Origin of the sequence: Pseudomonas sp. NY15435 (assembly GCF_048068295.1) — a bacterium.
Classification (GTDB): domain Bacteria; phylum Pseudomonadota; class Gammaproteobacteria; order Pseudomonadales; family Pseudomonadaceae; genus Pseudomonas.
In genome coordinates this window covers 58,716-82,272 of the sequence record NZ_JBLUQA010000019.1, presented here as the reverse complement: position 1 = coordinate 82,272, position 23,557 = coordinate 58,716, and the positions used below count along the sequence as shown (strand labels likewise).

Annotated in this window: 23 protein-coding genes; 12 read left to right on the top strand and 11 right to left on the bottom strand. The window is 66.7% G+C overall.

Annotated elements, in window-relative coordinates; all coding sequences use genetic code 11:
• The first annotated feature begins 136 nt into the window (after window positions 1-136).
• The 4 genes from ACNFH5_RS29235 to ACNFH5_RS29220 all read left to right on the top strand — a co-directional run bounded on the left by ACNFH5_RS29235 (window position 137) and on the right by ACNFH5_RS29220 (window position 2,475).
• Window positions 137-331 (top strand): hypothetical protein, encoded by a 195-nt coding sequence (locus ACNFH5_RS29235; RefSeq protein ID WP_416752222.1) that lies wholly within the window; start codon window positions 137-139, stop codon window positions 329-331.
• Window positions 328-654 (top strand): low molecular weight protein tyrosine phosphatase family protein, encoded by a 327-nt coding sequence (locus tag ACNFH5_RS29230; RefSeq protein ID WP_416752220.1) that lies wholly within the window; start codon window positions 328-330, stop codon window positions 652-654. Before ACNFH5_RS29235 ends, ACNFH5_RS29230 begins: the two co-directional genes overlap by 4 nt.
• A 301-nt stretch (window positions 655-955) precedes the next feature.
• Complete coding sequence (locus tag ACNFH5_RS29225) at window positions 956-1,519, top strand: hypothetical protein (protein WP_416752218.1); 564 nt, start codon at window positions 956-958, stop codon at window positions 1,517-1,519.
• The gene (locus tag ACNFH5_RS29220; RefSeq protein WP_416752217.1) at window positions 1,519-2,475 is read left to right on the top strand and encodes an acyl-CoA desaturase; all 957 of its coding nucleotides are present in this window, start codon (window positions 1,519-1,521) and stop codon (window positions 2,473-2,475) included. The genes ACNFH5_RS29225 and ACNFH5_RS29220 overlap by 1 nt, the downstream gene beginning before the upstream one ends.
• A gap of 122 nt (window positions 2,476-2,597) precedes the next feature.
• On the opposite strand, the gene alaE is transcribed toward ACNFH5_RS29220, so the two are convergent.
• The 6 genes from alaE to ACNFH5_RS29190 all read right to left on the bottom strand — a co-directional run bounded on the left by alaE (window position 2,598) and on the right by ACNFH5_RS29190 (window position 8,048).
• Complete coding sequence (alaE, locus tag ACNFH5_RS29215; protein WP_416752215.1) at window positions 2,598-3,059, bottom strand: L-alanine exporter AlaE; 462 nt, start codon at window positions 3,057-3,059, stop codon at window positions 2,598-2,600.
• A gap of 367 nt (window positions 3,060-3,426) precedes the next feature.
• Entirely contained in the window at window positions 3,427-4,200 is a 774-nt protein-coding gene (locus ACNFH5_RS29210; RefSeq protein WP_416752244.1) for an alpha/beta fold hydrolase, read from the bottom strand.
• A 117-nt stretch (window positions 4,201-4,317) separates the two neighbouring features.
• Window positions 4,318-5,163 carry an oxidoreductase gene (locus ACNFH5_RS29205; protein WP_416752213.1) on the bottom strand — a complete coding sequence of 282 codons (846 nt, stop codon included), beginning with the start codon at window positions 5,161-5,163 and terminating at the stop codon, window positions 4,318-4,320.
• A gap of 59 nt (window positions 5,164-5,222) precedes the next feature.
• Window positions 5,223-5,723, bottom strand: a complete 501-nt coding sequence (locus ACNFH5_RS29200) for a cytochrome P460 family protein (protein WP_416752211.1) — start codon at window positions 5,721-5,723, stop codon at window positions 5,223-5,225.
• A 14-nt stretch (window positions 5,724-5,737) separates the two neighbouring features.
• Window positions 5,738-6,745, bottom strand: coding sequence for an alpha/beta fold hydrolase (locus ACNFH5_RS29195; protein ID WP_416752209.1), 1,008 nt, complete (start codon window positions 6,743-6,745; stop codon window positions 5,738-5,740).
• Between the two features lie 58 nt (window positions 6,746-6,803).
• Complete coding sequence (locus tag ACNFH5_RS29190) at window positions 6,804-8,048, bottom strand: epoxide hydrolase family protein (RefSeq protein WP_416752242.1); 1,245 nt, start codon at window positions 8,046-8,048, stop codon at window positions 6,804-6,806.
• A gap of 326 nt (window positions 8,049-8,374) precedes the next feature.
• On the opposite strand from ACNFH5_RS29190, the gene ACNFH5_RS29185 reads away from it, so the two are divergent.
• Genes ACNFH5_RS29185 through ACNFH5_RS29175 form a run of 3 tightly spaced genes read left to right on the top strand, consistent with a single transcriptional unit; the run spans window position 8,375 to window position 12,275 of the window.
• Entirely contained in the window at window positions 8,375-11,185 is a 2,811-nt protein-coding gene (locus ACNFH5_RS29185; RefSeq protein ID WP_416752207.1) for a PAS domain-containing protein, read from the top strand.
• On the top strand, window positions 11,185-11,556 hold the full coding sequence (locus ACNFH5_RS29180) for a response regulator transcription factor (protein WP_416752205.1): 372 nt from the start codon (window positions 11,185-11,187) through the stop codon (window positions 11,554-11,556). The genes ACNFH5_RS29185 and ACNFH5_RS29180 overlap by 1 nt, the downstream gene beginning before the upstream one ends.
• Before the next feature lie 32 nt (window positions 11,557-11,588).
• Window positions 11,589-12,275: a response regulator transcription factor gene (locus ACNFH5_RS29175; RefSeq protein WP_416752203.1), complete on the top strand. Its 687-nt coding sequence runs from the start codon at window positions 11,589-11,591 to the stop codon at window positions 12,273-12,275.
• 7 nt (window positions 12,276-12,282) lie between these two features.
• Here the strand turns inward: ACNFH5_RS29175 and ACNFH5_RS29170 are convergent, their stop codons facing one another.
• The 5 genes from ACNFH5_RS29170 to ACNFH5_RS29150 all read right to left on the bottom strand — a co-directional run bounded on the left by ACNFH5_RS29170 (window position 12,283) and on the right by ACNFH5_RS29150 (window position 18,214).
• The gene (locus ACNFH5_RS29170; protein WP_416752202.1) at window positions 12,283-15,156 is read right to left on the bottom strand and encodes an ATP-binding protein; all 2,874 of its coding nucleotides are present in this window, start codon (window positions 15,154-15,156) and stop codon (window positions 12,283-12,285) included.
• Between the two features lie 140 nt (window positions 15,157-15,296).
• Window positions 15,297-15,713, bottom strand: coding sequence for an organic hydroperoxide resistance protein (locus ACNFH5_RS29165; RefSeq protein ID WP_416752200.1), 417 nt, complete (start codon window positions 15,711-15,713; stop codon window positions 15,297-15,299).
• A gap of 23 nt (window positions 15,714-15,736) precedes the next feature.
• Window positions 15,737-16,126, bottom strand: coding sequence for a hypothetical protein (locus tag ACNFH5_RS29160; protein WP_416752198.1), 390 nt, complete (start codon window positions 16,124-16,126; stop codon window positions 15,737-15,739).
• Between the two features lie 173 nt (window positions 16,127-16,299).
• A complete protein-coding gene (locus ACNFH5_RS29155; RefSeq protein ID WP_416752196.1) occupies window positions 16,300-17,049 on the bottom strand; it encodes a creatininase family protein in 750 nt (249 codons plus the stop codon).
• Window positions 17,050-17,326: 277 nt separating this feature from the next.
• Window positions 17,327-18,214, bottom strand: a complete 888-nt coding sequence (locus ACNFH5_RS29150) for a DMT family transporter (protein WP_416752194.1) — start codon at window positions 18,212-18,214, stop codon at window positions 17,327-17,329.
• Window positions 18,215-18,404: 190 nt separating this feature from the next.
• On the opposite strand from ACNFH5_RS29150, the gene ACNFH5_RS29145 reads away from it, so the two are divergent.
• The 5 genes from ACNFH5_RS29145 (at window position 18,405) to ACNFH5_RS29125 (ending at window position 23,495) form a co-directional block, all read left to right on the top strand.
• Entirely contained in the window at window positions 18,405-19,316 is a 912-nt protein-coding gene (locus ACNFH5_RS29145; protein ID WP_416752192.1) for a LysR family transcriptional regulator, read from the top strand.
• Complete coding sequence (locus ACNFH5_RS29140) at window positions 19,313-20,215, top strand: LysR family transcriptional regulator (RefSeq protein WP_416752190.1); 903 nt, start codon at window positions 19,313-19,315, stop codon at window positions 20,213-20,215. The genes ACNFH5_RS29145 and ACNFH5_RS29140 overlap by 4 nt, the downstream gene beginning before the upstream one ends.
• A gap of 317 nt (window positions 20,216-20,532) precedes the next feature.
• The gene (locus tag ACNFH5_RS29135) at window positions 20,533-21,156 is read left to right on the top strand and encodes a glutathione S-transferase family protein (protein WP_416752188.1); all 624 of its coding nucleotides are present in this window, start codon (window positions 20,533-20,535) and stop codon (window positions 21,154-21,156) included.
• Window positions 21,157-21,209: 53 nt separating this feature from the next.
• On the top strand, window positions 21,210-23,246 hold the full coding sequence (locus ACNFH5_RS29130; protein WP_416752186.1) for a pyridoxamine 5'-phosphate oxidase family protein: 2,037 nt from the start codon (window positions 21,210-21,212) through the stop codon (window positions 23,244-23,246).
• Window positions 23,247-23,261: 15 nt separating this feature from the next.
• Entirely contained in the window at window positions 23,262-23,495 is a 234-nt protein-coding gene (locus ACNFH5_RS29125; RefSeq protein WP_416752184.1) for a hypothetical protein, read from the top strand.
• Window positions 23,496-23,557 lie beyond the last annotated feature (62 nt).

Sequence of the window (23,557 nt, the reverse complement as noted above, 5' to 3'; positions counted from 1 at the left end):
TTACCTGATCGCTATGCGCACCGCGTGTAGCAACGGCTACTCTCGCACCCCTGGCCTGCACCTGCATTCTCACCTACCATACGTCCACCTCGTATTGCCGCGGCTGCTGAACCCGGTATTCACGAGGAACATGACCATGGAAAGAACCCGCGCCTGGAGACGCTGCCAGGCCCATAAGCATTCGCCCGAAAAAGCGATACGTCTGATGCGGTTCCGCCCGGAGAAGAACTGGAAACTGATGTACACCCGAGCTGATAAGCTGTTCAGAGCCCGCCAGCTTGGTATGAGTTATCCGATTCGTAGCGTCCGCCAACTGCTGGATCAAGAGTGACCAACCTCCTTTTCATCTGCAGCCGAAATCAATGGCGTAGTCCTACCGCAGAGGCTATTTGGCGCCGCCGGCCTGGCTTTGACGCTCGTTCAGCCGGAACCAGTCCCAATGCTCGAAAACCAATCGGCCCAGCGGATATCCGTTGGGCCGATGTTATTTTCGTTATGGAGCGCAAGCACTTGCATCGTCTGCAGGCGGAGTACCCCCGCTTGCTGGAGCACAAACGGCTTCACGTACTAGACATTCCTGATGACTACCGCTTCATGGACCCTGAGTTGGTGGACATGCTCAATGACTTGGTAGCGTCCTGCCTTACGGCGTAAAGGAGGCAAGTACCGCATCGCCATATTCAGAACCCGGAATGAGTCAGTACACTCAACTCGCTGGATAATCCGCTTTCGCTTCTGAGCAATGTAGAACGCCAGCAGCAAGTCTCCGCTAAGGGCCGGAAGCTAGCTCCGAGCATCCAAAATCTCAAGGCTCATTCAAATCGTCCATACTCCGGCTGCCTCGTTGCACAAAGTGGCGCAGCCAGGGGATGCCAGCTTCACATCCAAGCTCGCCCGCGCCGTCAGACCTGTGTGGCATGCAAGGACATCGCGAACCTGAAAGGAGTCAGGCGACATGGACGTCGATCCGGATGTTTCACTCAAAGACGCCGTTGCGCAGTTCTACAGTCAGCATGGATTCCCGGGCGACGGGGGAATCGACGCCAAACGCTGGTCACCCGTGGGGTGCCGCGACTTGAAGGTCTACCTGCCGAATTTCGAGTGGCGCCGCCGGGCCCTACCCTTCCATGACATCCACCATGTCCTCACCGGCTACCCGTTTCGCCCAACGGGCGAGTTCGAAATGGCTGCGTGGGAGTTTGCTGCCGGCCGGTACCCCAACCCGTTCAGCACGCTGTTTTGTCTTCCGCTCGTCAGCTTGGGCACCTGCACCATTCCCAGGCGCAGCTTCTCGGCCTTTGTGCGCGGCAAGTACAGCCAAACGCTGTACCGCGGCTACTCCTATGCGGAACTGCTTGAACGGAGAGTGGCGGAGGTCCGCGCCGAGATACTGCCGCCCGGCCCTGTCATTGCGACTCCCAGACATTACTTCGAGTACCTGGCCCTTGTTGTCTGTTCGGCAAGCGTGATCGCGCTGCCGCTGATCGCCCTCATCCTTGCCCTGGCGGAGACCTTCTGATGTCCAGCCACGCAGGAGCCGCCTCCGGCGCATACAAAGTCAATTCGCTGGTGCTGGACAATGGGGCCAGCCCGTTGACCGGAACCATTGTCTGGGACAGGTGGCGCTCGCTCTGGAACAATTTCATCTTCACCAGCGCGCTGTTCCTGGCCCCCGTCTACTTCAGTTGGGGCGCGTTCCTGGTCTTCCTCACGCTCAGTGCGGCCACCCTGTGCGCCGGCCATTCCGTGGGCTTTCATCGGCGCCTGATTCACCGCAGCTTCAAGTGCTCGAAATCCACCGAACGGGTACTGGTGTGGATGGGGACGATCGTCGGTATCGGCGGCCCACTATGGACCATCCGCACGCATGACACTCGCGACTGGTCGCAGCGCCAGCCCGCGTGCCACGACTTCCTTGCCCACCGCCAGGGCTTGCTCAAGGACGCCTGGTACAACCTGCACTGCAAGCTCGTGCTCGACCACCCGCCGGGCTTCAATCCGGGTCCGGATATCGCCAATGACCGCTTCTACCGGTTCCTCGAAAGAACCTGGATGCTCCAGCAGCTTCCCATCGCGATCGTCCTGTACCTGATCGGCGGCATGCCCTGGCTCGTATGGGGCGTGTCGGTCCGCGTGGCGGCCTGCACAACCATGCACTGGTTCATCTCCTACTTCGCGCATACCCGAGGTCCTCAGACCTGGCAGGTAGATGGCGCCGGGGTGCAGGCCCATGACGTGCCAATTGCCGCCATTCCGACCTTTGGCGAAAGCTGGCACAACAATCACCACGCGTTTCCTGCCTCGGCCCGCCACGGGCTTTACCCCGGCCAGATCGACCTGGGCTGGCACTTCATCCAGGTCCTACAGCGTCTGGGCCTCGCCTGGGATGTCAATGTGCCGAGCAACCTGCCGCCCCGAGAAGGGATCACCGCCATGAAAGCGGGCGCTGAATGCGTCCTGTGCCGCGAGGATTGAGCGGCGCTTGCGCCAGGGGGCTGGGTAAGTTCGTCCGGCTACCACCGACCAGCGCAACGGCAGGCCAATGTCACGCTAGAAGGGTATGCCTCGGCGATAACGGCCGAGCGGATAACAGCCGCTCAACTGTTCAGTGACATGGGTTTATCACCACCGGCAGGCAGCCCGAAGAGCTTGCGTATCCAGTTGAGAAAGGCGCCATACGGTCTGCCCAGAACGAGCATCATCGCCGCAGCGCCGAGCGTACCGCGCACCAGGCCTTCTCCGGATGCCCCGCTGCTGGCAATGATCGCCGCGTAGATGGGCACCTGGAAACTCAGGAGAGCAATACTGTCCCATAGCAATCTGGACATCCGACGTTGAGTGGCCCGCTTCATCACCCAATCCCGCCATAGACCGTATGGCCTGGCGACTGGAACCATCAGCACAGCGCCCAGAAGTCGCGCATGGAGCACCTGGTCCCAGGCCATGCCAGCAAGAAAGCGCTCGTTGATTATCCCGGTCGTGGTGAAGAACAGGATCAGCGCGGTCGTGTCGGCAAGGAATGCAGTCCGACGCGTATTGGGGGGCGAGCGTTGAGGCAAATCACATCTCCTGTGCAGGCTCCACCAGGAAGCCAGAACCTGTCGGGCCAATAGCGCCTTGGGCAACCGTGCGTCGTCGCTGTGAGCCATGGCCGGCTGAACGACCCTGATGGGCGACATGGAAGTGAGAGTCCGCCAGAGGCCGAAAGCTCCCGCTTTTGCATCGGGATGCGCGATTGATGGCCTGGGAAGGCCGCCCGGCAAGGCAGCGGCCTGGCGAGTCCAGGTGGCGCCACGCATGACTCTGGCCATGCCCAGCGCACAGCAGATGACGCCACTGGCACGGCAGGGACATTGCGCTCGCTATCGCTGGCGGTGCAGGCCCGTTGGATCGTCAGCCCCCGGCGCACAACCCACTCTTCGCCGATCAATACCCCGTGGCGGCCTGCTCGATGGAACGTGCGACCGCCTCGGGGTGCGAGACCATGACGACATGGGAAGCGCCACCGACCACCTCGACTCCCTTCGCGTGGGCGCGCTGCGCCATGAAAGCCATGGCCTGCGGCGGTATGTTGCGGTCCTGATCGCCATAGACGAACCACGAGGGAATGGCCGTCCAGGCTGCCGCGCCAGCCTTCTCGTTCAGCGCAGCCTCGGTGACCGGCCGCTGCGCAGCCGCCATCAGCGCGGCTTCGCCGGCGGGGACATCAGCGGCGAACTGGTCATGGAACTTGTCCTGCAGGATGTACAGGTCCTTGCCGCCATCGGCCAGCGCTACCGGCGCGGCCAGGGTCGGGCCGAGGGTGCTGCCGGGGAACTTGCCGGCCAGCTCCGCGGCGCTCTCGCCCTTCTGCGGGGCGAAGGCGGCGACATAGACCAATGCCTTGACGTTGGGCCGATCGCTGGCTGCGGCACTGATCACGTTGCCGCCGTAGGAATGGCCCACGAGCACCACCGGCCCCTTGACACTGCCGACGATGTTGCCGATGTAGGCGCCGTCGCTGGCCACGCCGCGCAGTGGGTTGGCGGCGGCGATCACCTTGTAGCCGTCCTTTTCCAGGATACGGGTCACGCCGTTCCAGCTGGACGCATCGGCGAAGGCGCCGTGCACCAGCACCACCGTCGGTTTCACCGGAGCCGCGAAAGCGCTGCCGGCCAGCAGGCCGCTGGCGAGCGCCAGGGCGGTGAGGGTTTTGTTCATCATGGTTCTCCTGAGTCGGGGGGTGGAGCTGGTATTGCTCTTGTAGGAGCGAGCTTGCTCGCGAACACATACCACCGGGCGTTCCGGCGCGAAGCGGGTTCGCGAGCAAGCTCGCTCCTACAGGGCTGTCGGGGTGCGGGGAAAATCGCTGGACTCGCTCAACTCGCGCCACAGGCGCAGCTCTGCCAGGCGCGCCTTGTCGGCGTTCTCGATGGCCAGCAGCGCATCGCTGCCCAGGGCCAGGCGCAACGGCGGACGATCCATCCAGGCCACCGCAAGGATCGCCTGCGCGGCACGCTGCGGATCGCCCGGCTGGCTGCCGTCGTAGGCCCGCTGCCGGCGCGCCACGGCACCCACCACGGCGTCGTACTCGAAACGCCCTTCGGAGAGCCTCGTCGAGGCGCCGGCGAAGTCGGTGCGCAACCCGCCGGGCTCGATGATGGTCACCCGCACACCGACTTGCGCCATTTCCCGCGCGAGCACTTCGGAGAAGCCTTCCACGCCCCACTTCGCCGCCGAATAGGGTGCGCGCCCCGGCGCGCCGATGCGCCCGCCTACCGACGACAGCTGGATGATGTGCCCGCTACGCTGACGGCGCAGGAGCGGAATCGCCGCCTTGGTGACGATGATGGTGCCGAACAGATTGGTCTCGATCTGCCGGCGGAACTCCTCCAGCGGCGTGTCTTCCACCGAATTGACGTTGCCGTATCCGGCGTTGTTGACCAGCACGTCGAGCCCGCCGAACTCCTCCACCATCTGCGCCACGGCGTCCTGCGCCGCTGCCGGGTCGGTGACGTCCAGGGGCGCCAGGCGCAATGTCTGCGGGTAGAGCCGGGCGAGGTCCGCCAGAGCGTCCGGGTCGCGTGCGGTGGCGAGCAGGCGGTGCCCGGCCTGCAGCACCACTTCGGCGAGCGCACGGCCCAGCCCGCGGGAGCAACCGGTGATCAGCCATCGTTGGTTCATGGGAACCTCCACTTCTCTCAAGGTGTAGCGCTCAAGGTGTAGCGCTCAAAGTGCAGCTCTCAGGGTGCGTAGCGGGTGAAGACCAGGTCGTGATCCTTCACCCGCGCCTGGTGGCAGGCCAGGCAGGTCTGGTGTTGTGCTTCATCGGCGGGCTTGCCGTCGATGAAGCGGGCGAAACCCCAGCCGCCGGTGGCCGCGTACTTCTTCGAGTCCTTGACCATGAACTGCACGGTGGTAGCGGCGCCGGGAATCGACGCCGGTTCGAACTCCGGCGACTGCACGTGCTTCCAGGCGAGCTTGGCCAGCACGCTGCCATCGGGGAACGGCAAGGTGCCCGCCCGATAGGCCTTCATGGCGATGTCATTGCCCAGCACCGCGCGCAGTTCATTCAGCGGCGCCGCCTCCTGGGCGGGCGCCACCAGTTGCCAGTTGCGGTACCCCTCAGGCATGCGCACACCGTAGATCGGCGAGGCATCCCCTTCGGCCCTGGCGCCCGCCGTCACCAGCAAGGCGAAGCCGGCCAGGGCAATGCGATGGAACGCTTTTCCTGCGAGGGTCATGGCGGCTCTCCGGCTCACAGATGATCGGCGTCGATCACGGCCTTGACGAAGGCGTCCGGCGCCTCCTGCGGCAGGTTGTGGCCGATGCCGCCGCTGATCAGGCGGTACTCGTACTTGCCGCTGAAGCGCTTGGCGTAGGCATCTGCCGGCGGGTGCGGCGCGCCGTTGGCGTCGCCTTCGAGGGTGATGGTCGGCACCTTGATGGTCGGGAATGCGGCCAGCTTCTTCTCCAGCTCCGCGTAGCGCGCCTCGCCTTCGGCCAGGTTCAGGCGCCAGCGGTAGTTGTGAATGGCGATCGGCCCCTGGTCGGGGTTGTCCAGGGCCTGCGCGCTGCGTTCGAAGGTGGCGTCGTCGAACTTCCACTGCGGCGAAGCCAGTTGCCAGATCAGCTTGGCGAACTCATGGCGGTACTTGTCGTAGCCGGCCTTGCCGCGCTCGGTGGCGAAGTAGAACTGGTACCACCACTGCAGCTCGGCGGCCGGCGGCAGCGGCGCCTTGCCCGCTTCCTGGCTGCCGATCAGGTAGCCGCTGACCGACACCAGCGCCTTCACCCGTTCCGGCCAGAGCGCCGCGACGATGTCCGCCGAGCGCGCGCCCCAGTCGTAGCCGGCAAGCACCGCGCTCTTGATCTTCAGCGCGTCCATGAAGTCGATGACATCCACCGCCAGCGCGGCCGGCTCGCCATTGCGCTTCGTGGAAGCGGAGAGGAAGCGCGTCTCGCCGTAGCCGCGGGCGTAGGGAATCAGCACGTGGTAGCCCTTGGCGGCCAACTGCGGCGCCACTTCGCTGTAGCTGTGGATGTCGTACGGCCAGCCGTGCAGCAGGATCACCGCCGGGCCATCTGCCGGGCCGGCTTCGGCGTAAGCGACGTTGAGCAGGCCGGCGTTGACATGCTTGAGCGGGCCGAAGGACGGGTCAGACGCCGGCGCCGTGGCGGCTTGCGCCAGCGAGCAGGCGGTAAATTGCGCAACAACGATGGCCAGCGCCGAGGCGCTGAGGAGCGAGTGCTTGAACAGAGTCATCACGGTTCTCCATGGCAGGCCCCTGGCCTGCCCGGTGGGTGCCGGCAGCCGGCGGGGTTCAGGGGGTGTTCAATTGGGTTCGCAGCGGGCGAAACGCTTCGCGCAGTTCCTCGCTGAACAATTGCGGCTGTTCCCAGGCGGCGAAGTGGCCGCCCTTGTCCACCGCATGGAAGTAGTCCAGCGACGGATAGGCACGTTGCGCCCAGCTCTTCGGCGCGCGGTAGATCTCGCCGGGGAACACCGTGATGGCCACTGGTACCTTGATCTGCGCGGTCTTCTGCGCGGCGGCGCTGAAGTTGTTGTTGTTGTTTTCCCAGTAGAAGCGCGAGGAGGAAGCGCCAGTATTGGTCAGCCAGTAGAGCGAGATATCGTCGAGCATCTCGTCGCGGCTCAGCACGCGCTCGGGCTCGCCGCCGCTGTCGGTCCAGGCGGCGAACTTCTCGTACATCCAGGCGGCCATGCCGGCGGGCGAATCAGCCAGCGAGTAGCCGATGGTCTGCGGGCGGGTCACCATCATCGCGCCGTAGGCGGCGTTGCGACCGAAGAAAGTGCTCAGCGCGTCGAACGCGCGGCGCTCCTCGACGCCCAGCCCGGCGGGCGCCGGAGCGCCGCTGTTGATCGGTCCGACCAGCTCCGGCGGCACCGTCGCCGGCATGTTCAGATGGATGCCCAGCAGGCCGGCCGGGGCCAGTCGGCCAAGGGCATCGGAAATCACCGAGCCATGGTCGCCGCCCTGGGACACATAGTGGCTGTAGCCCAGCCGCTTCATCAGCACGTCCCACGCACGGGCCACCCGGTCCGGACCCCAGCCGGTGGCGGTCGGCTTGCCGGAGAAACCGTGGCCGGGAATGGCCGGGATCACCACGTCGAAGGCGTCTTCCGCGCGCCCACCGTAGGCCACCGGATCGGTCAGCGGGCCGATGGTCTTGAGGAACTCCAGCGGCGAGCCGGGCCAGCCGTGGGTGAGGATCAGCGGCATGGCGTGCGGCTCTTTCGAACGCACGTGGATGAACTGGATATCCACGCCATCGATGCGGGTGACGAACTGCGGCAGCGCATTGAGTCTTGCCTCGGCACGGCGCCAGTCGTAGTCCTTGCCCCAGTAGTCCACCAGCGCGCGGACCTTCTCCAACTGGATGCCCTGGGAGGCATCGTTCACCGTCTCGCGGTCCGGCCAGCGCGTCGCGGCGATGCGCCGACGCAGATCGTCCAGTTGCTCCTGCGGCATCTGGATGCGGAACGGCCGCACGCTCTCATCGGCCGGCGCAGTATTGCTGGCAGTGGCAGCGAACGTTTGCTGCATCAGATGGTGCTGGCCATCACCGAGCAGGAACAGGCCCACGGCGGTAGCCATGAGCGAACGGCTGAAGCGGCGACGAAGGTGAGGCGCTAACGGGACAGCTGGCATGGTCGATCTCCCTGATTCACTGGCCGACGGATCGGCGACCTGCAGCGATCTCAACAAAGCGCGGGAGGTGCCGCGATTGCACCATGGTGTCGGTCGATACCTTGGTATCAGCCGTGCTCGCTCACATACCTGCAGTGCCGCAGCCGACACCTAGGTATCATTGGCAGCCCCGCCAACCAGGCGCATGCTCGCCCCACGGCTAGCGCCGGGAGAAGACCGGTATGCACAACGATGTCGTCGACAAGCTGCCCGACATGGCCTGGACCGCCAGCGCCCAAGGTCGCCTGGAAAGTGTCAACCAGGCCTGGCGTATCTATGCCGGGCGCGGCCTCGACGCCCTGGGCGAGCATGCCTGGCAGGCGCTGGTGCATCCCGACGACCTGTCGGCGTTGCAGCAAGGCTGGAGCGTCATTCGCGAGTCGGGCATTCCCCATGACCTGCAAGCGCGCCTGCGCCGGCATGACGGCACATACCGGCGCTTCCTGCTGCGCGCCCGCCCGCTCACCGACAACGTCGGCGAACCCGCCGGCTGGTGCGGGCAGAACATCGATATCGAGGACCTGCTGGCGCCGCCGCCCACGAGCGTGACGCGCGAGACGCAGGATCTGATCGACAGCATTCCCGCGCTGATCTCGCTGATGACGCCGGCGGGCGAACTGGAATGCGTCAACCGGCACAACAGCGACTACCTGGGCGCCAGCTTCGAGGAGCTGCGTCACTGGACCAGTTCCGACACCATCCACCCCGACGACCTGCCCTGCGCGCTGGCCGCCTGGAAGCACTCGGTGGCCAGCGGCGATCCCTACAACTTCCAGCAAAGGGTGCGCGGCGCAGACGGCATCTATCGCTGGTTCCACGTGCGCGCCCTGCCCCATCGCGACAACGCAGGACGCATCCAGCGCTGGTTCGTGCTGAAGGTGGACATCGACGAGCAGCGGCGAGACCAGGTATTGATCGCTCAGGCGCAGAAGTCGCTGGCCAGTGCACTGGAAGAAGTCAGCGTTTCCGAAGACCGCCTGCGCACGCTGATCGACGCCGTACCGGGCTTCGTCTGGCGCACCGATCCCGATGGCAGCGTGGAATTCCTCAACCAGCGCTGGTTCGACTACACCGGCATGACGCCCGAAAACGCCGCCGGCACCGGCTGGATGACCGCCCTGCATCCCGACGACGCACCGGCGCTGGGCGTCTACTGGCAAGGCCTGCTGGAAGCGGGCAGCGCCGGCGAGTTCGAGGCGCGGCTGCGACGCTTCGACGGCAGCTACCGCTGGTTCCTCATCCGCGCGGTGCCGCAGCTCGACGCAGCCGGCCGCGTGCTCAAGTGGTACGGCGGCAACACCGATATCCACGTGCGCAAGCGCGCCGAGCTGCTGCTGGCCGGCGAGAAGCGCCTGCTCGGCCTGATGGCCGGCGGCTGCGCCCTGTCGCAGGTGCTGGAAACCTTGTGCGAGCTGGTGGAAGCCAACCTCGAGGACAGCCGCTGCGCCATCACCCTGGTCGCGCCACGCCATGGCCGCTTGCCGGAAGCAACGCTGCGCCTGCAGGCCGGCGCCGCACCCCACCTGCCGGCTTCGTTGCATGGCGGTGCCGATGGCCAGCCAGTGGACGCACTGAACAGCCCGCAAGCGCGAGCCGCATTGGACAACATCACGCTGCAGATCGACGACCTGGCCGGCGAGACACGCTGGCCCGCCTGGCGACAACGGGCGCAGGGCTGCGGCCTGCACGCGCTGGCCGCTACACCGGTGGTGTCCACTGACGGCGACGTGAGCGGCATCCTCTCGGTGTATTTCACCCGGCCCGAGGCGATCGACGACAACCAGCGCGCGCTGATCGCGCAATTCACCCACCTCGCCAGCATCGCCATCGAACGTGCCCGCAGCGAGGCGGCGCTGCGCCAGAGCGAAGCGTTCCTGGCCAAGGCCCAGCGCATCAGCCTGACCGGCACCTTCTCCTGGCGCGTGGACAACGACGAGATCGCCTGGTCGGAGGAAATCTACCGGCTGCTCGACCTTGCGCCCGGCCTGACGCCGAGCTTCGAGCTGATCTTCTCGCGCATCCATCCCGACGACCGCGCCACAGTGGAAGAGATGCTCAAACACCAGCGCCGCGCCGGCCGCGACTTCGAACACGAACACCGGCTGTTGCTTCCCAGCGGCGCCGTGCGCCACGTGCACCTGGTCGCCCAGGCCACTCGCGTGGCTGACGGCGCGCTGCTGTACATCGCCACCGCGCAGGACGTTACCCAGCGCCGCCTCGCCGAGGAAACCCTGCACCGGACCCGCGCCGAGCTGGCTCACGTCGCCCGCGTCGCCAGCCTGGGCGCGCTGACGGCTTCGATCGCCCACGAGGTCAACCAGCCGCTGGCGGGCATCATCACCAACGCCAGCACCTGCCTGCGCATGCTCGGGGCGCAGACACCGAACCTGGAAGGCGCGCGCGAAACCGCGCGGCGCACCATCCGCGACGGCAACCGCGCGGCGGATGTGATCAAGCGACTGCGCGCCCTGTTCGCCCGCCACGAAGCGGTAAGCGAAGAGGTCGACCTCAACGAAGCCGCGCGGGAAGTGATTGCCATGCTGCACAACGAACTGCAGCGCCACGGCGTGACCGTCGTGCCGACGCTGCAGGATGAACTGCCCACCGTGAGCGGCGACCGCGTGCAACTGCAACAGGTGATCCTCAACCTCATCCTCAACGCCATCGATACGCTGGGCGAAGTGCAGGACCGCCCCCGCCAGCTGCGCATCAGCACCGGCCATGATCTGGATGCAAGCATCTTCCTGGCGGTGCGCGACAACGGCGCGGGCTTCGCGCCGGAGGACGCGGGCCGCCTGTTCGATGCCTTCTTCAGCACCAAGCGATCAGGCATGGGCATCGGCCTGTGGGTCAGCCGCTCGATCATCGAGCACCACGCCGGCCGGATCTGGGCCACCACCCACGATGGGCCGGGCTCCACCTTCATCTTCGCGCTGCCGCAGGCGCTCTCGCCGGCGCTATCCAACCACGACCAACCGACGGAGATCTGCTGATGGCCACGCCCCTGCTCGTGTCGGTGGTTGATGACGACGAATCGGTGCGCGAATCCCTGCCGGACCTGCTGCGCGAGTTCGGCTTCGAGGTCAGCGCATTCTCCTCGGCGGAGGATTTCCTCGCCTCGGACGCGCTGCTGCTCACCCGCTGCCTGATCCTCGACGTATCGATGCCGGGCATGAGCGGGCCGCAACTGCAGAAGGAACTGGCCCTGCGCGCGATTCCCGTGCCGATCATCTTCATCACCGCCTACAGCGACGCGACCACCTGCCCGCGCCTGATCGCCCAGGGAGCGGTGGCCTGCCTGCTCAAGCCGTTCAGCGAAGCGGAACTGCTCAAGGCGCTCAGCGCCGCCCTGCCGGTCGGCTGACAGCCCGGTCGACGCCACTCGGAGGACATGGCATGTTGCATCACCATCCGGCCCATACCGGCCAAGCCCCGCGAACGGAAGCCCTGCCGATGCCTGAGGCGACACCCATCGTCTACGTGGTCGACGACGACATCTCGGTGCGCGAGTCACTGGAGCTGCTGATCCGCTCAGCCGGCTGGCGGCCCGTGCTGTTCGACGCCGCCAGCGCCTTCCTCGACGAGCCCCCGAGCCCAGCGCCCAGCTGCCTGGTGCTGGACGTCAACCTGCCGGACCTCAATGGCCTCGACCTGCAGCGCAGCGTGGCCGGCAAGCGCCCGGCGATGCCGATCATCTTCATCACCGGCTACGGTGACGTGCCGCTCACCGTCCGCGCGATGAAAGCCGGCGCGGTGGAATTCCTCACCAAGCCGTTCGACAGCGACACGCTATTGCAGGCCATCGCCGACGCCCTGGAACACAGTCGCGCCGCGCTCGGCCAGCAGTCACGCCTGGACGTCCTGCGCCAGGCCTATGCCCTGCTCACCAGTCGCGAGCGGGAAGTGCTGGAGATGGTGGTGGCCGGCCGCCTGAACAAGCAGGTAGCGGCCGACCTGGGCATCAGCGAGATCACCGTGAAAGCGCACCGCGGCCGGGTCATGCGCAAGATGCAGGCGCGCACGCTGCCGGACCTGGTGAACATGGCGGCAACGCTCGCCATCACACCGCCCGAGAGCCGCTGAGTTCGGCTCAGGCGCTCTCGCCCAGTGTCCGCCGCAGTACTTCCAGCTGGCGAACATCCAGCGTGTCGACACCTTCTTCGGGTTGGCAGGCCTCCAGCAGCGCCAGCGCTTCTGCCCTGTCGCCCTGCTTCACCCGCAGCCGCGCGAGGTCCAGACTCGAACGCAACACCCAGGCGCGGGCGTTCTGTTCGCGCGCCATGGCCAGCGAGCCCTGCAGCATACGTTCAACGGCCTGATCACCCTCCTCGCCCAGCGCACCGATGACCTGCGCTTCGATACGCATCAACTCCGGCAACGCATAGGCATCGCCGCTGCTGCGGCAATGCGCGATGCAGCGCCGCGCCACACCCAGCGCACGGCGATATTCGCCGGCGAGGACAAGGCCCTCGGCCAGGGCGATCTCGAACGACGTGGTCAGCAATTCGTAGCGCATGCCGTGCAGGCGCGTGAGGCTTTCTTCCAGCTGCCGCACGGCATCACCGGGTTGCTCGCGGCGAATCGCGATGGCCGCACGCAACCCTGGCGTCGCGGCCTGATAAGGCGCAAAGGCGTTGGCCTCGGCAATGCGGCTGAAAGTCGCCAGGCTACGCTCGGCCTTGTCCAGCTCACCGGTCCAGATATGGATGCACAGCGTCCACACCAGGGCGATGCAATGGGTGGCCGGATGATTGAGCTCCGCCGCCTCGGCCTCCACCTGGTCCGCCCAGCGCCGCGACTGGTCGGCGCAACCGAGCAGCCAGAGCGTCCGCGCCAGGGCCAGCCCGGTGCGGTTGTGGTGGTCGAAGCCATAGTGCAGCGTGCGGCTGCGCTCCGAGGGCAGGCTGTTGCGCAGGGACTTTTCCAGTTCCTCGCGCGCCCGCTCCTGGTCACCCAGCAGGTGATGGGAAATGCCGGCGAGCGAGGCAGCCACCGCCACCGCTTCCGGCTCGCCGAGGATATCGCCCACCAGCACCGCACGGTCCGCCCACGCCAGTGACGAGGCGAAGTCGCCGATGCGTTCGTAGAAGATCTGCAAGCGCCCCAACACCCGCAGCTCGGCCCAGTGATCGCCCAGCGCCACCGCGATCTCCAAGGCCCGCAGCAGAGCCTTGCCGGCCGCCTCGCTGTTGCCGCGGGTGAACATCAGCACCAGCCCGAGGGCCGCCTGCAGCTCCATTTCGGTGGGCGTGCCGAAATAGCCCAGCTCCAGCAACTGGGTGGCGCGCGCACACCAGGTACGGCACTCCACCTGCAGCGAATAGTGCAGGAACAACGGCGCGCTGGCCGCCGCCAGCGGCAGCGCCAGGCCGGGGTCACCCTGCGGGCCGAAGCTCCATTCCAGCGCGCTGCGCACGTTGCCCAGCTGGCTGGCCAGGCGTACGCAACCCTCGTAGATCACCTCGGGTTCGCTACCCAGTTGCTGCAGCAGCCACAGGTAATAGGCAGCGTGACGGAAGGCCAGCGCGTGGGCCTCTTCGTGGCCGTGGGAGGCTGCCTTTTCGCGGGCGAACGCGCGGGTCATTTCCAGCAGACGATAGGCCGCGCCGGACTCGCTGCGGTCCACTGCCAGCAGACCCTTCGACGTCAGGTCATCGAGGATCGCCGCTGCCTCCAACGCATCGATCCGGCCGTCGGCGACGACCTGCGCGGCCGCCTCCTGGGAAAAGGGCCCGACGAAGACCGAAAGGCGGTCGAACACCAACCGCTCGCTCTCGGACAGCAGGCCGTAGCTCCAGTCCAGCATCGCGCGCAACGTCTGGTGGCGCGGCTGCGCGGTGCGCCGGCCGGACCAGCCCAGGGAAAACCGCTCTCCCAGCAGCGCATGGGTCGCCTTCACCCCATGGACCGCCACCCGTACCGCCGCCAGTTCGATGGGCAACGCCATGCCCCCCAGGCGCCGGCACATGTCGGCAATCAGGCCGGGGTCGCCGTCCTGCAGTTGCAGCGAGGCACTGGCGGCCTCCGCGCGCTCGACAAACAGCCGTACGGCCGGGAACTCCAGCAAGGCTTCGACCGGCAAGTCCTGAGGGTCTTCCGGGAAATCCAGCGGGCCCAGCCAATGTGCTTCTTCGTCCCGGGCACGCAGTGGCTCGCGACTGGTGGCAAGCAGGCCGACGCCGGGAGCGGCGTCGCGAATGCGCTCGGCCAGCGCGGACACCACGTCGACCACGTGCTCGCAGTTGTCGACGATCAACAGCAGATCCTGGCCCCTGAGATGAGCCAGCAGCACTGCCAACGGGTCCTCGGCCTGCACCGGCACGCCCACCGAGGCGGCCAGCGCCGAAGCTACCAGTTGCTCATCCTCGACCTGCGCCAGGTCGATGAAGCGCACCGCCTGCCGGCGCTCTGCGGCCAGGCGATGGCCTACCTCGTTGGCCAGGCTGGTCTTGCCGACGCCACCGGTGCCGACGATGGTGAAGAGCCGAGGTTCGCGCAGGCGCTGCAGGATCATCTGCACATCGGTTTCGCGTCCGATCAGCTTCACCCGCGGCGGCAAACTGCCGACGCCTTCGCTCATGCTCGCCACGGGCAGCACCGCCGGCGCCGCATCGCTTGCATGGCTCACCGGTGCGACAAAGGCATAGCCGACGCCCACCTGGGTGGCGATGTAGCGCGCGCCGTCTTCGCCGTCGCCCAGGGCGCGGCGCAGGCCGGTCATGTGGAAGCGCAGGCTGCCCTCTTCCACCACCATGTCGGGCCACACGCGCTTGAGCAGCTCACGCTTGGAGAGCACGCGGCCGGGCTTTTCCAGCAGGGCGAGCAGCAGGTCGAAGGCACGCCCGCCGATGTCCATCGGCTGCGCATCACGGGTGAGCAGGCGCTTGCCGGGGACGACCCGGAACGGGCCGAATTCGATCGGCGCTTTCAGTGAGGAGGACTGATCGTCCGCTGCGGACTCCACGGGGCGTCTCTTCCGACTAAGGGAGTGGGCGCGAGACTGGCCCGCAAGTCCTAGCAGGATAGGAGTTTCGAGCGCGCGATCAAGCCTTGGGCGTGACCTTTTATGAGGGCTGTCACGCTATATGGCCAGCGGAGGCTACTTCAGCGCAGGCTCAGGGTTACCGCGACGTTGCCCCGCAACGCTTTCGAGTAGGGGCAGCTCTGCTGCGCGGCATCCACCAGCCGCTGCGCCAGCTCGGGGTCCAGGCCCGGCAACTGGATGACCAGGTGTGCGCGCAGGAAGAAACCGTTCTCGCCGTGCATCAGCTCAACTTCCGCATCCACCGTCGTCTCCACCGGAAACTCCAGCTTGCGCGCGTTGGCGGCATGGCGCAGTGCACCGATGAAACAGGCCGACCAGCCAGCGGCGAACAGTTGCTCGGGATTGCTGCCCTCTCCCGGCGCCCCCGGCGGCGTCAACCGAACGTGCAACCGGCCATCATCACTGCGCGCTTCGCCATCACGGCCGCCACGGGTATGCACGCGGGCGGTGTAGAGAACCTTCTCGATCGACTGCATCGGGACTTCCTGAAAACGTGGGTTCAGTGGGCTGCGGCGGTACGCCTGCGCCGCGCCGGCTTTTTTGTCTCTCGCTCGGCAGAGGCCACGACCTGCGCCACATTGCGGTGGGCACTCAGCTCGTGCCGGGCCAGCTCCAGCAGCCATGCGCGAAAGGGAACGAGGGGATCGTAGCCGGCGCGCTGCCGATCCACCTGGCGCAAGGTGGCGCGCAGCAGCTCGCCCACATCCTGCTGGCCGATTCGACCGGCCTGCGCCTGCCCCTCGAAGAAGGCAATGAGCAGGGGCAATACGGCCATGTAAAGCTGACGCAATGCCGCCTCGCCGAGCTCACCGGAACCGAGGATCAGCGCGCCGAACTCCGCATTGCTGCGCCGCCCCGCCAGATTCATGCAGCCATCATGCTGGGTCATGGAGGCCTCCCTGATTAGCCAATGACACTTGGCTGCCAGCGTGGCAAGGCCGGCGCAATCAGGCGAGTTATCTGCTGTTAGCTCTTGTTAGCTGGCCGCGCCTTGCACCCGCCAAAAGCAGAAACCCGAGCGAGGCTCGGGTTTCCGGTGGGGCGGATGACGGTCGATGATGCTCAGTAAGGCGAGGGCTCGGCGCTGAAAGCCTCGACCGCCTGCACCAGTCCCTGGGCCGCCAGCATCACCAGCTCACGACCTTTCTCAGGCGAGGCCAGGCCCGGATCGGAGCCCATGCGCCCGTCGGGATGGCGCGCGCGGAAATCCGCGGCCTCGCGGATCGGGCCCCAGTTGGCGATTGGCGGCGAGTACTCGGCGGACTTGATGTGCTGCGGATAGGCCCACTGGGTGACGGCGATCTCCGAAGGCGTCGCGTGGATGCCATGGCCCTTGGGGAACTGCCGGTTGGCCAGCTCGCCGACACCTTCCAGGTCCCACCAGTTGCACAGCTTCAGGGCGAACCCCGCCGGGCGTCGGGCGAAGCTGGCCTGGGCGTAGAGTTCGGAGAATGCCGCCTCGATGGAAGCGACGTTGCCGCCGTGGCCATTGAGGAAGAGGATCTTCTCGAAGCCATGGGCGGCCAGGGAACTAACCCAGTCGCAGATGGCGGCGATAAAGGTCGAGGGGCGCAGCGTGATGGTGCCGGGGAAGCCCAGGTGGTGCTGCGCCATGCCGATGTTGAAGGTCGGCGCAATCAGGATATCCGCCGACTTCTGCGCCTCATGGGCGATGATTTCCGGGCACATCCAATCGGTCCCCAGCAGGCCGATGGGACCGTGCTGCTCGTTGGAGCCGATGGGAATGACGATGGTCCGGCTGCGGCCAAGGAACTGCTCGATTTCGGACCAGGTGCACAGGGGTAGGAGCATGGAGACCTCGCGATTCGACGGATTCACCTGGGTGGTTGAGCGTGCTGTGGCCTGGCCGCGCACGCTCAGGCTGAGGGACTCCCGGACGGCTGGCCGGGTTACCCGTGACAGGAATGACACCATGAGCGTCGCCGTGGCGGACATTGCACCATGGTGTCTATCGGCGGCTCGGGATGAGCGAGCCGGCCGAGCCGGAACTCCAGGCGAGCGTAGGAGCGGACTCCGTCCGCGATGATGTCCGGCGCACTGCGAAGCCAATCGCGGACAGAGTCCGCTCCTACAGGGATTTGGGCTTGATCGAATACAACCCCGCCAGCAGGATCAGCAGCGCGCCAGAAACCGTCCACGCCGTCGGCGCTTCGCCAAAGACAAACAGGCCGATCAGCGTGGCGAAGGCCAGCAGCGAGTAGTTGAACGGCTGCAGCGTCGAGGCCTGGGCATACTTCAGCGCCTGGATCAGCAGCAACTGGGCGATCACCCCGGAGACGGCGACGATGGACATCAGCAGCGCCTCGTGAGGCGTCGGCGTGACCCAGGCGGGAAGCCCGGCGGAGGTGGCCGCCACGGCGCCGACAACCGCCATGTACAACGTGGTGGTGGCGAAGGAGTCGGTGTGGCTGATGCGTCGCGAAAGGATGTTGAAGAAGGCGAAGGTCAGCGCCGCCGCCAGCGGAATCAGCGCCGCGAGTTCGAACACGCCCATACCCGGGCGCAGGATCAACAGCGTGCCGCCGAAACCCACCACCGCCGCCAGCCATTGCCTGGCCACCATCCGCTCACCGAGGAACACCCGAGCCAGGCCCAGTGTCATCAACGGGAAGACTGCGTAGAGCGCGTGGGTCTCGGCCAGTCCGAGGTAACGCAGCGCCAGCCCGAAGATGGCGATCTCGCCCACGCCCAGCAGCGCGCGCACCACCTGTTGCCAGGGGCTGGCACTGCGGCAGGCGGCGCGAATACCGCCCTGGGCACGGCAGACGATAAGCGCGAACAGCACGAATACCCAGTAGCGCACCATCACCAGCTCGGCCACCGGCAAGTGGCGGACCAGCACCTTGGTGATGCCGTCCTGGCAGGCAAAGATGAGCATCGACAGCAGGCACAGGGCGATGCCCAGGCGCGGATTGCTGGTAGCGGCCAGCGCGGCGGCCGCAGTCTTGCTGGTCATGGTGGAAGGCTCGCGGGCAAGTGGCGGCCTCGCTTGGGCGCCTCCAGCGCTTGTGCCGCAGTGGCCGGGGGCGGTCAAGCCACACGGCGCTGGCAAGCACGCCGATGTCGCCTGCAAGCCGCCGGCACTTCAATCCTGCGCCGCTTCCCTCTACAGTCTGGCGACCCGCACAAGGCCACAACGGTGATCCATGGACAGGTTTCAGGAAATGACGGTGCTGCTGGCCGTGGCCGAAGCCGGCAACTTTGCCGCAGGCGCCAAGCAGCTGGGCCTGTCGCCACCCAGCGTGACCCGCGCCATCGCTGCGCTGGAGCAGCGCCTGGGCACCCTGCTGCTGGCCCGCAGCACCCGCAGCGTGCGCCTGACCGATGCTGGCCAGCGTTACGTCGAGGACTGCCGACGCATCCTGCAGGAGCTGGAGGAAGCCGAGGAACTGGCCTCCGGCAGCGCCCTGCGCCCGCGCGGCAACCTGACGGTGACGGCCCCGGTGCTGTTCGGCGAGCTGTACCTGATTCCGCTGATCGCCAGCTACCTGGACGCCCACGCCGAGGTGACGGTCAACGCGCTGCTGGTCGACCGCGTGGTGAATATGCTCGACGAGGGCATCGACGTCGCCGTGCGTATCGGCCAGTTGCCAGAGAGCAGCCTGAGCGCATTGCGCGTCGGCGAAATCCGCCCGGTAGTCTGCGCGTCCCCTGCCTTCCTCGACCGCCACGGTCGCCCGCAGCACCCCAATGACCTGCTCGACGCGCCGGTGGTGATGGCCGCTACCAGTGTGCTGCTCACGGACTGGCAGTTCGTCACATCTGACGGACCGCTGACCCTGCGCCCGCCGTCGCGCTTCGTGGTCAGCTCGAACAACGCGGCGATCCATGCCGCGCGCCTGGGCGGTGGCTATACCCGCGTGCTCTCGTACCAGGCCGCCGAAGCCGTGGCTCGCGGCGAGTTGGAGATTGTCCTGGACGAATTCTCCACGGCGCCGCTACCCATTCACCTGCTCTACCAGGATGGCACGCGGCTGCCGGCGAAGGTCCGCAGCTTCGTCAATCATTGCGCGGAGCGCCTGCGCGCCGACCCGGCCCTGCAGGCCGCGCAGCCGTGAGCCGCTACCGGGAGATGCAGGCGTTCGATGCCGTGGCGCGCTCCGGCAGCCTTGCCGCAGGCGCACGGCAGCTGGAACTGTCCACCGCCACGGTGATGCGCCTGGTCGCCGCACTGGAGTCGCGCCTGCGCTGCGAGCTGTTGCTGCGCGGCCCGCGCGGAGTCGAGTTGAACGACAGCGGCTTAACCTTCGCCGCCAGCTGCCGGCAGATTCTCCAGGGCATCGATGAGGCGGAAGGCTCGCTCGGCGGCTTGCAGGCGCACCCGGCCGGGCCTCTGAGCCTGTCCCTGCCGCTGCTGATGGCCGACCGTATCTTCGCACCCATCGCCCTGGATTACCTGGCCGCCTTTCCCGATGTGCGTCTGCTCAGTCGGCACCGGGAAGACTTGCCGCGCCTGCTGGAGGATGGCATCGACGTCGCCCTGGTGATTGGCGCCCTGCCCGATTCATCCGGCTTCGCCCTGCCGGTGGGCACGGTACAGCCGGTGATCTGTGCGTCGCCTGCCTACCTCGCGCGCCATGGCGTGCCGCGGGCGCCGGAGGACCTCAAGGCGCATCGCATCATCGTCGCCGGCAGCCAGGGTGCGATCAGCGAGTGGCGCTTCCGCCATCAGGACGCACCACGATCGGTGCGCCTGACTCCACGTCTGACGTGCAGCACCACCCACGCGGCGATCCGCGCCGCCAGCCTGGGGCTCGGCCTGACCCGTTGCATGAGCCACGAGGCCCATGCCGAGCTGAGCGACGGGCGACTTCAGGTGGTATTGCCGGATTACGCCGCACCCGGCCTGCCGGTGCAGCTGATCTACCGCGAAGGCCGTCGCGCCGCGGCGCGGGTGCGGACCTTCCTCGATTTCGTGGTGCCGCGTCTGCGGGCGCATCCGGCGTTGCGCGGCTGACGCGCGCGCTGTCCAGAAGCGCACTTTCACCCTTCTGCGCTCTGGGCGGTTCGCGAGCAAGCTCGCTCCTACAAGGAAACACCGGAGTTGACCTGTAGGAGCGAGCTTGCTCGCGAACATCGCCACTACGGGGCCTGAAATGAGGCGTGCCATCAGGCAGCTCTCGCCCCCATTCTTCCGCATTCTGAAACGCTGGATTGCCAGCCCTGGCGATTCTGCGCAGCCCGCATCGAGCGCAGCATTCACCCATCAGCTCGAGCAACCCACCACGGCCCGACTCGCGCTGCATCCCCACTCAAGTCAACGGAGTCATCGTCATGTCCCACACCATCAAGCTCTACCGCCACCCGCTGTCCGGCCACGCTCATCGCATCGAGCTGATGCTCTCGCTGCTGCAACTGCCCACCGAGCTGATCTCGGTGGACCTCGCCAAGGGCGCGCACAAGCACCCTGACTTCCTCGCCCTGAATCCCTTCGGCCAGGTGCCGGTGATCGATGACGAAGGCGTCATCGTCGCCGACTCCAACGCCATCCTCGTCTACCTGGCGAAAAAATACGGTAACGGTCGCTGGCTGCCGGAAGACCCGCTCGGCGCCGCCCGCGTCCAGCGCTGGCTGTCGGTGGCCGCTGGGCAGGTCGCCTTCGGTCCCGCTGCCGCACGGCTGGTCACCGTGTTCGGCGCGGCCTTCAACGCACAGGAAGTCATCACCCGTGCCCACACACTGTTCCAGGTGATGGAACGCGAGCTGGCCAGGACGCCCTTCCTGGCCGGCACCGAGGCGACCATCGCCGACGTGTCCAACTACGCCTACATTTCCCATGCACCGGAGGGCAACGTCTCCCTGCAGGACTACCCCAACCTGCGCGCCTGGCTGGCCCGCGTGGAGGCCCTGCCGCACTTCGTGCCGATGCAGCGCACCGCTATCGGCCTGCAAGCCTGATGCAACCCTTGCCGCCGGGATGAACCGGCGGCACCTTCTGCGAGGTGCTTGTCATGTTCCAGTTGCCCAAACACCGTACCTCCCCCTGGCACGCCGGCGAGAAGGCAATCCAGGAGCGTGTCGGCGTCGCCGAGCGCATGGAAGTCCATGGCCAGAGAGTCATTCGCGACTACATGCCCGACCAGCACCGCGAGTTCTACCACCAGTTGCCCTTCATCATCGCCGGTGCCGTGGATGACCAGGGCCGGCCCTGGGCGACCCTGCTCGAAGGCGCGGAAGGCTTTGTCACCTCGCCCGACCCCAAAAGCCTGCTGCTCGACAGCGTACCTGACAGCCAGGACCCCGCCGCCAGCGGCCTGCGGGCCGGCCAGGCCATCGGCCTGCTGGGCATCGAACTGCACACCCGCCGGCGCAACCGCATGAATGGTGTCCTCCGCGAGGTCGACGGCGGCCTGCTGACGGTGGCCGTCGAGCACTCCTTCGGCAACTGCCCGCAGTACATCCAGAAACGCGAATGGAGCCGCGACGAGCAGCGCTACAGCCAACGCGCCCCGCGCGAGGACTTCAGCGCGCTGAACGATGAACTGGCCGCGATCATCCGCGACGCCGACACCTTCTTCGTCGCCAGTTACGTGCGGCACGAAGACGGTGATCGCTCGGTGGACGTTTCCCACCGCGGCGGCCGCCCCGGCTTCGTCAAGGTAGACGGCAACCGCCTGGTCATTCCGGACTATGCCGGCAATTTGCACTTCAACACCCTGGGCAACCTGCAGGCCAACCCGCAGGCCGGGTTGCTCTTCGTCGACTTCGCCAGCGGCGACGTGCTGCAGGTCCATGGCCGCACCGAAATCCTCTTCGACAGCCCGCTGCTGACCGCCTTCGAAGGTGCCGAACGTCTATGGACCCTGGAGGTGCAGCATGTCGTGCTGCGCCGGAGTGCCCTGGCGCTGCGCTGGAGCTTCCGCGAGTACTCGCCGACCAGCCTGATGACCGGCACCTGGGCCGAAGCCGACGCAAAACTGCAGGAGCGCGAACAACGCCAGCAATGGCAGGACTGGCCGGTGCTGCGCGTGGAGCAGGAAAGCGACGACATCCGCTCGTTCTACCTGCAAGCGCCGGCCGGCATTGCCGTGAGCTTTGCGCCGGGGCAGCACCTGCCCGTGCGCCTGGCGGTCGGCGAGCAGACGCTGATCCGCACCTACAGCCTTTCCAGCGCGCCGTCGGACAACGAACTGCGCATCAGCGTGAAAGCCCAGGGACCGGCTTCCCGCCACCTGCACGAGCAGGTTCGGGCGGGCGGCCGCCTGCAGGTCCGCGCGCCCATGGGCAGCTTCACCCTCAAGGGCGACAGCGGGCGGCCGGTCGTGTTGATCGGCGCAGGTGTGGGCATCACCCCGCTGCTGTCGATGCTGCGCGAACTGGTGGCGGGCCCTGCGCGGCGCGTCCACCTGTTCCAGTCCGCGCGGACGCTGGGCCAATTGCCGTTCCAGCAGGAAATCGCCGAGCTGCGCCAGCGCGCGCCGCAACTGCAGGTCCATCGCGCGCTCAGTCGTCCCGAAGCGGACGCCAATCTGGGCCGTGATTTCGAACTGGTCGGGCGCCTGGATATCGAGGCGATCAAGGCACGGCTGCCGTTCGATGATTACGACTTCTACCTGTGCGGCCCCGGCGAATTCACCCAGGCGATCTATGACGGCCTGCGTGACCTGAACATCGCCGATACGCGCATCCACGCCGAAACCTTCGGCCCGTCGACACTCAAGCGTCATGGTGACGGTGGCAAACCAACGCTGGTGCAGCCGCCCGCTGCCACCGAGCCGGTGCCGGTGTACTTCGCCGGCTCCGCCAAGGAGGCGCGCTGGAAACCCGACAGCGGCAGCCTTCTGGAACTGGCCGAAGCCCGCGGGCTGACGCCCGACTTCAGTTGCCGCGGCGGCTCATGCGGCACCTGCCGGACGAAAATCGTCAGCGGCCAGGTGCACTACCCCAACCCGCCGGCAGAAATGCCCGAAGCCGGCAGCGCACTGATCTGCTGCGCCATCCCGGCGCAGGACGACGGCGGCGTGCAACCGCTGGTGCTGGACCTCTAGGGAGGCGAGTCGATCATGAACGCACTGCATTCCTTCGAAAGCGCAAACGGACGCTTCCCACGGTGGGACGAGGAGTTCGTCGAGTCGGCCGAAACCCGGTTCTGCGGGCCGAACGAGGCGGAAGTGGGTTTCCTGCTGCCGCAACTGCTGTCGACGCCCGGTTGCCCTTCGCGGTCGCGTACCGTGGAGTTCGGTGTGGCGCTGGTGCACTGGTTCAAACGCGCTCATTCCTGGGCGAAGTCCCTGTAGGAGCGAGCTTGCTCGCGAACAACCTGGCGCGCACACCGACGCTTGGGTGGAATGCGGTTCGC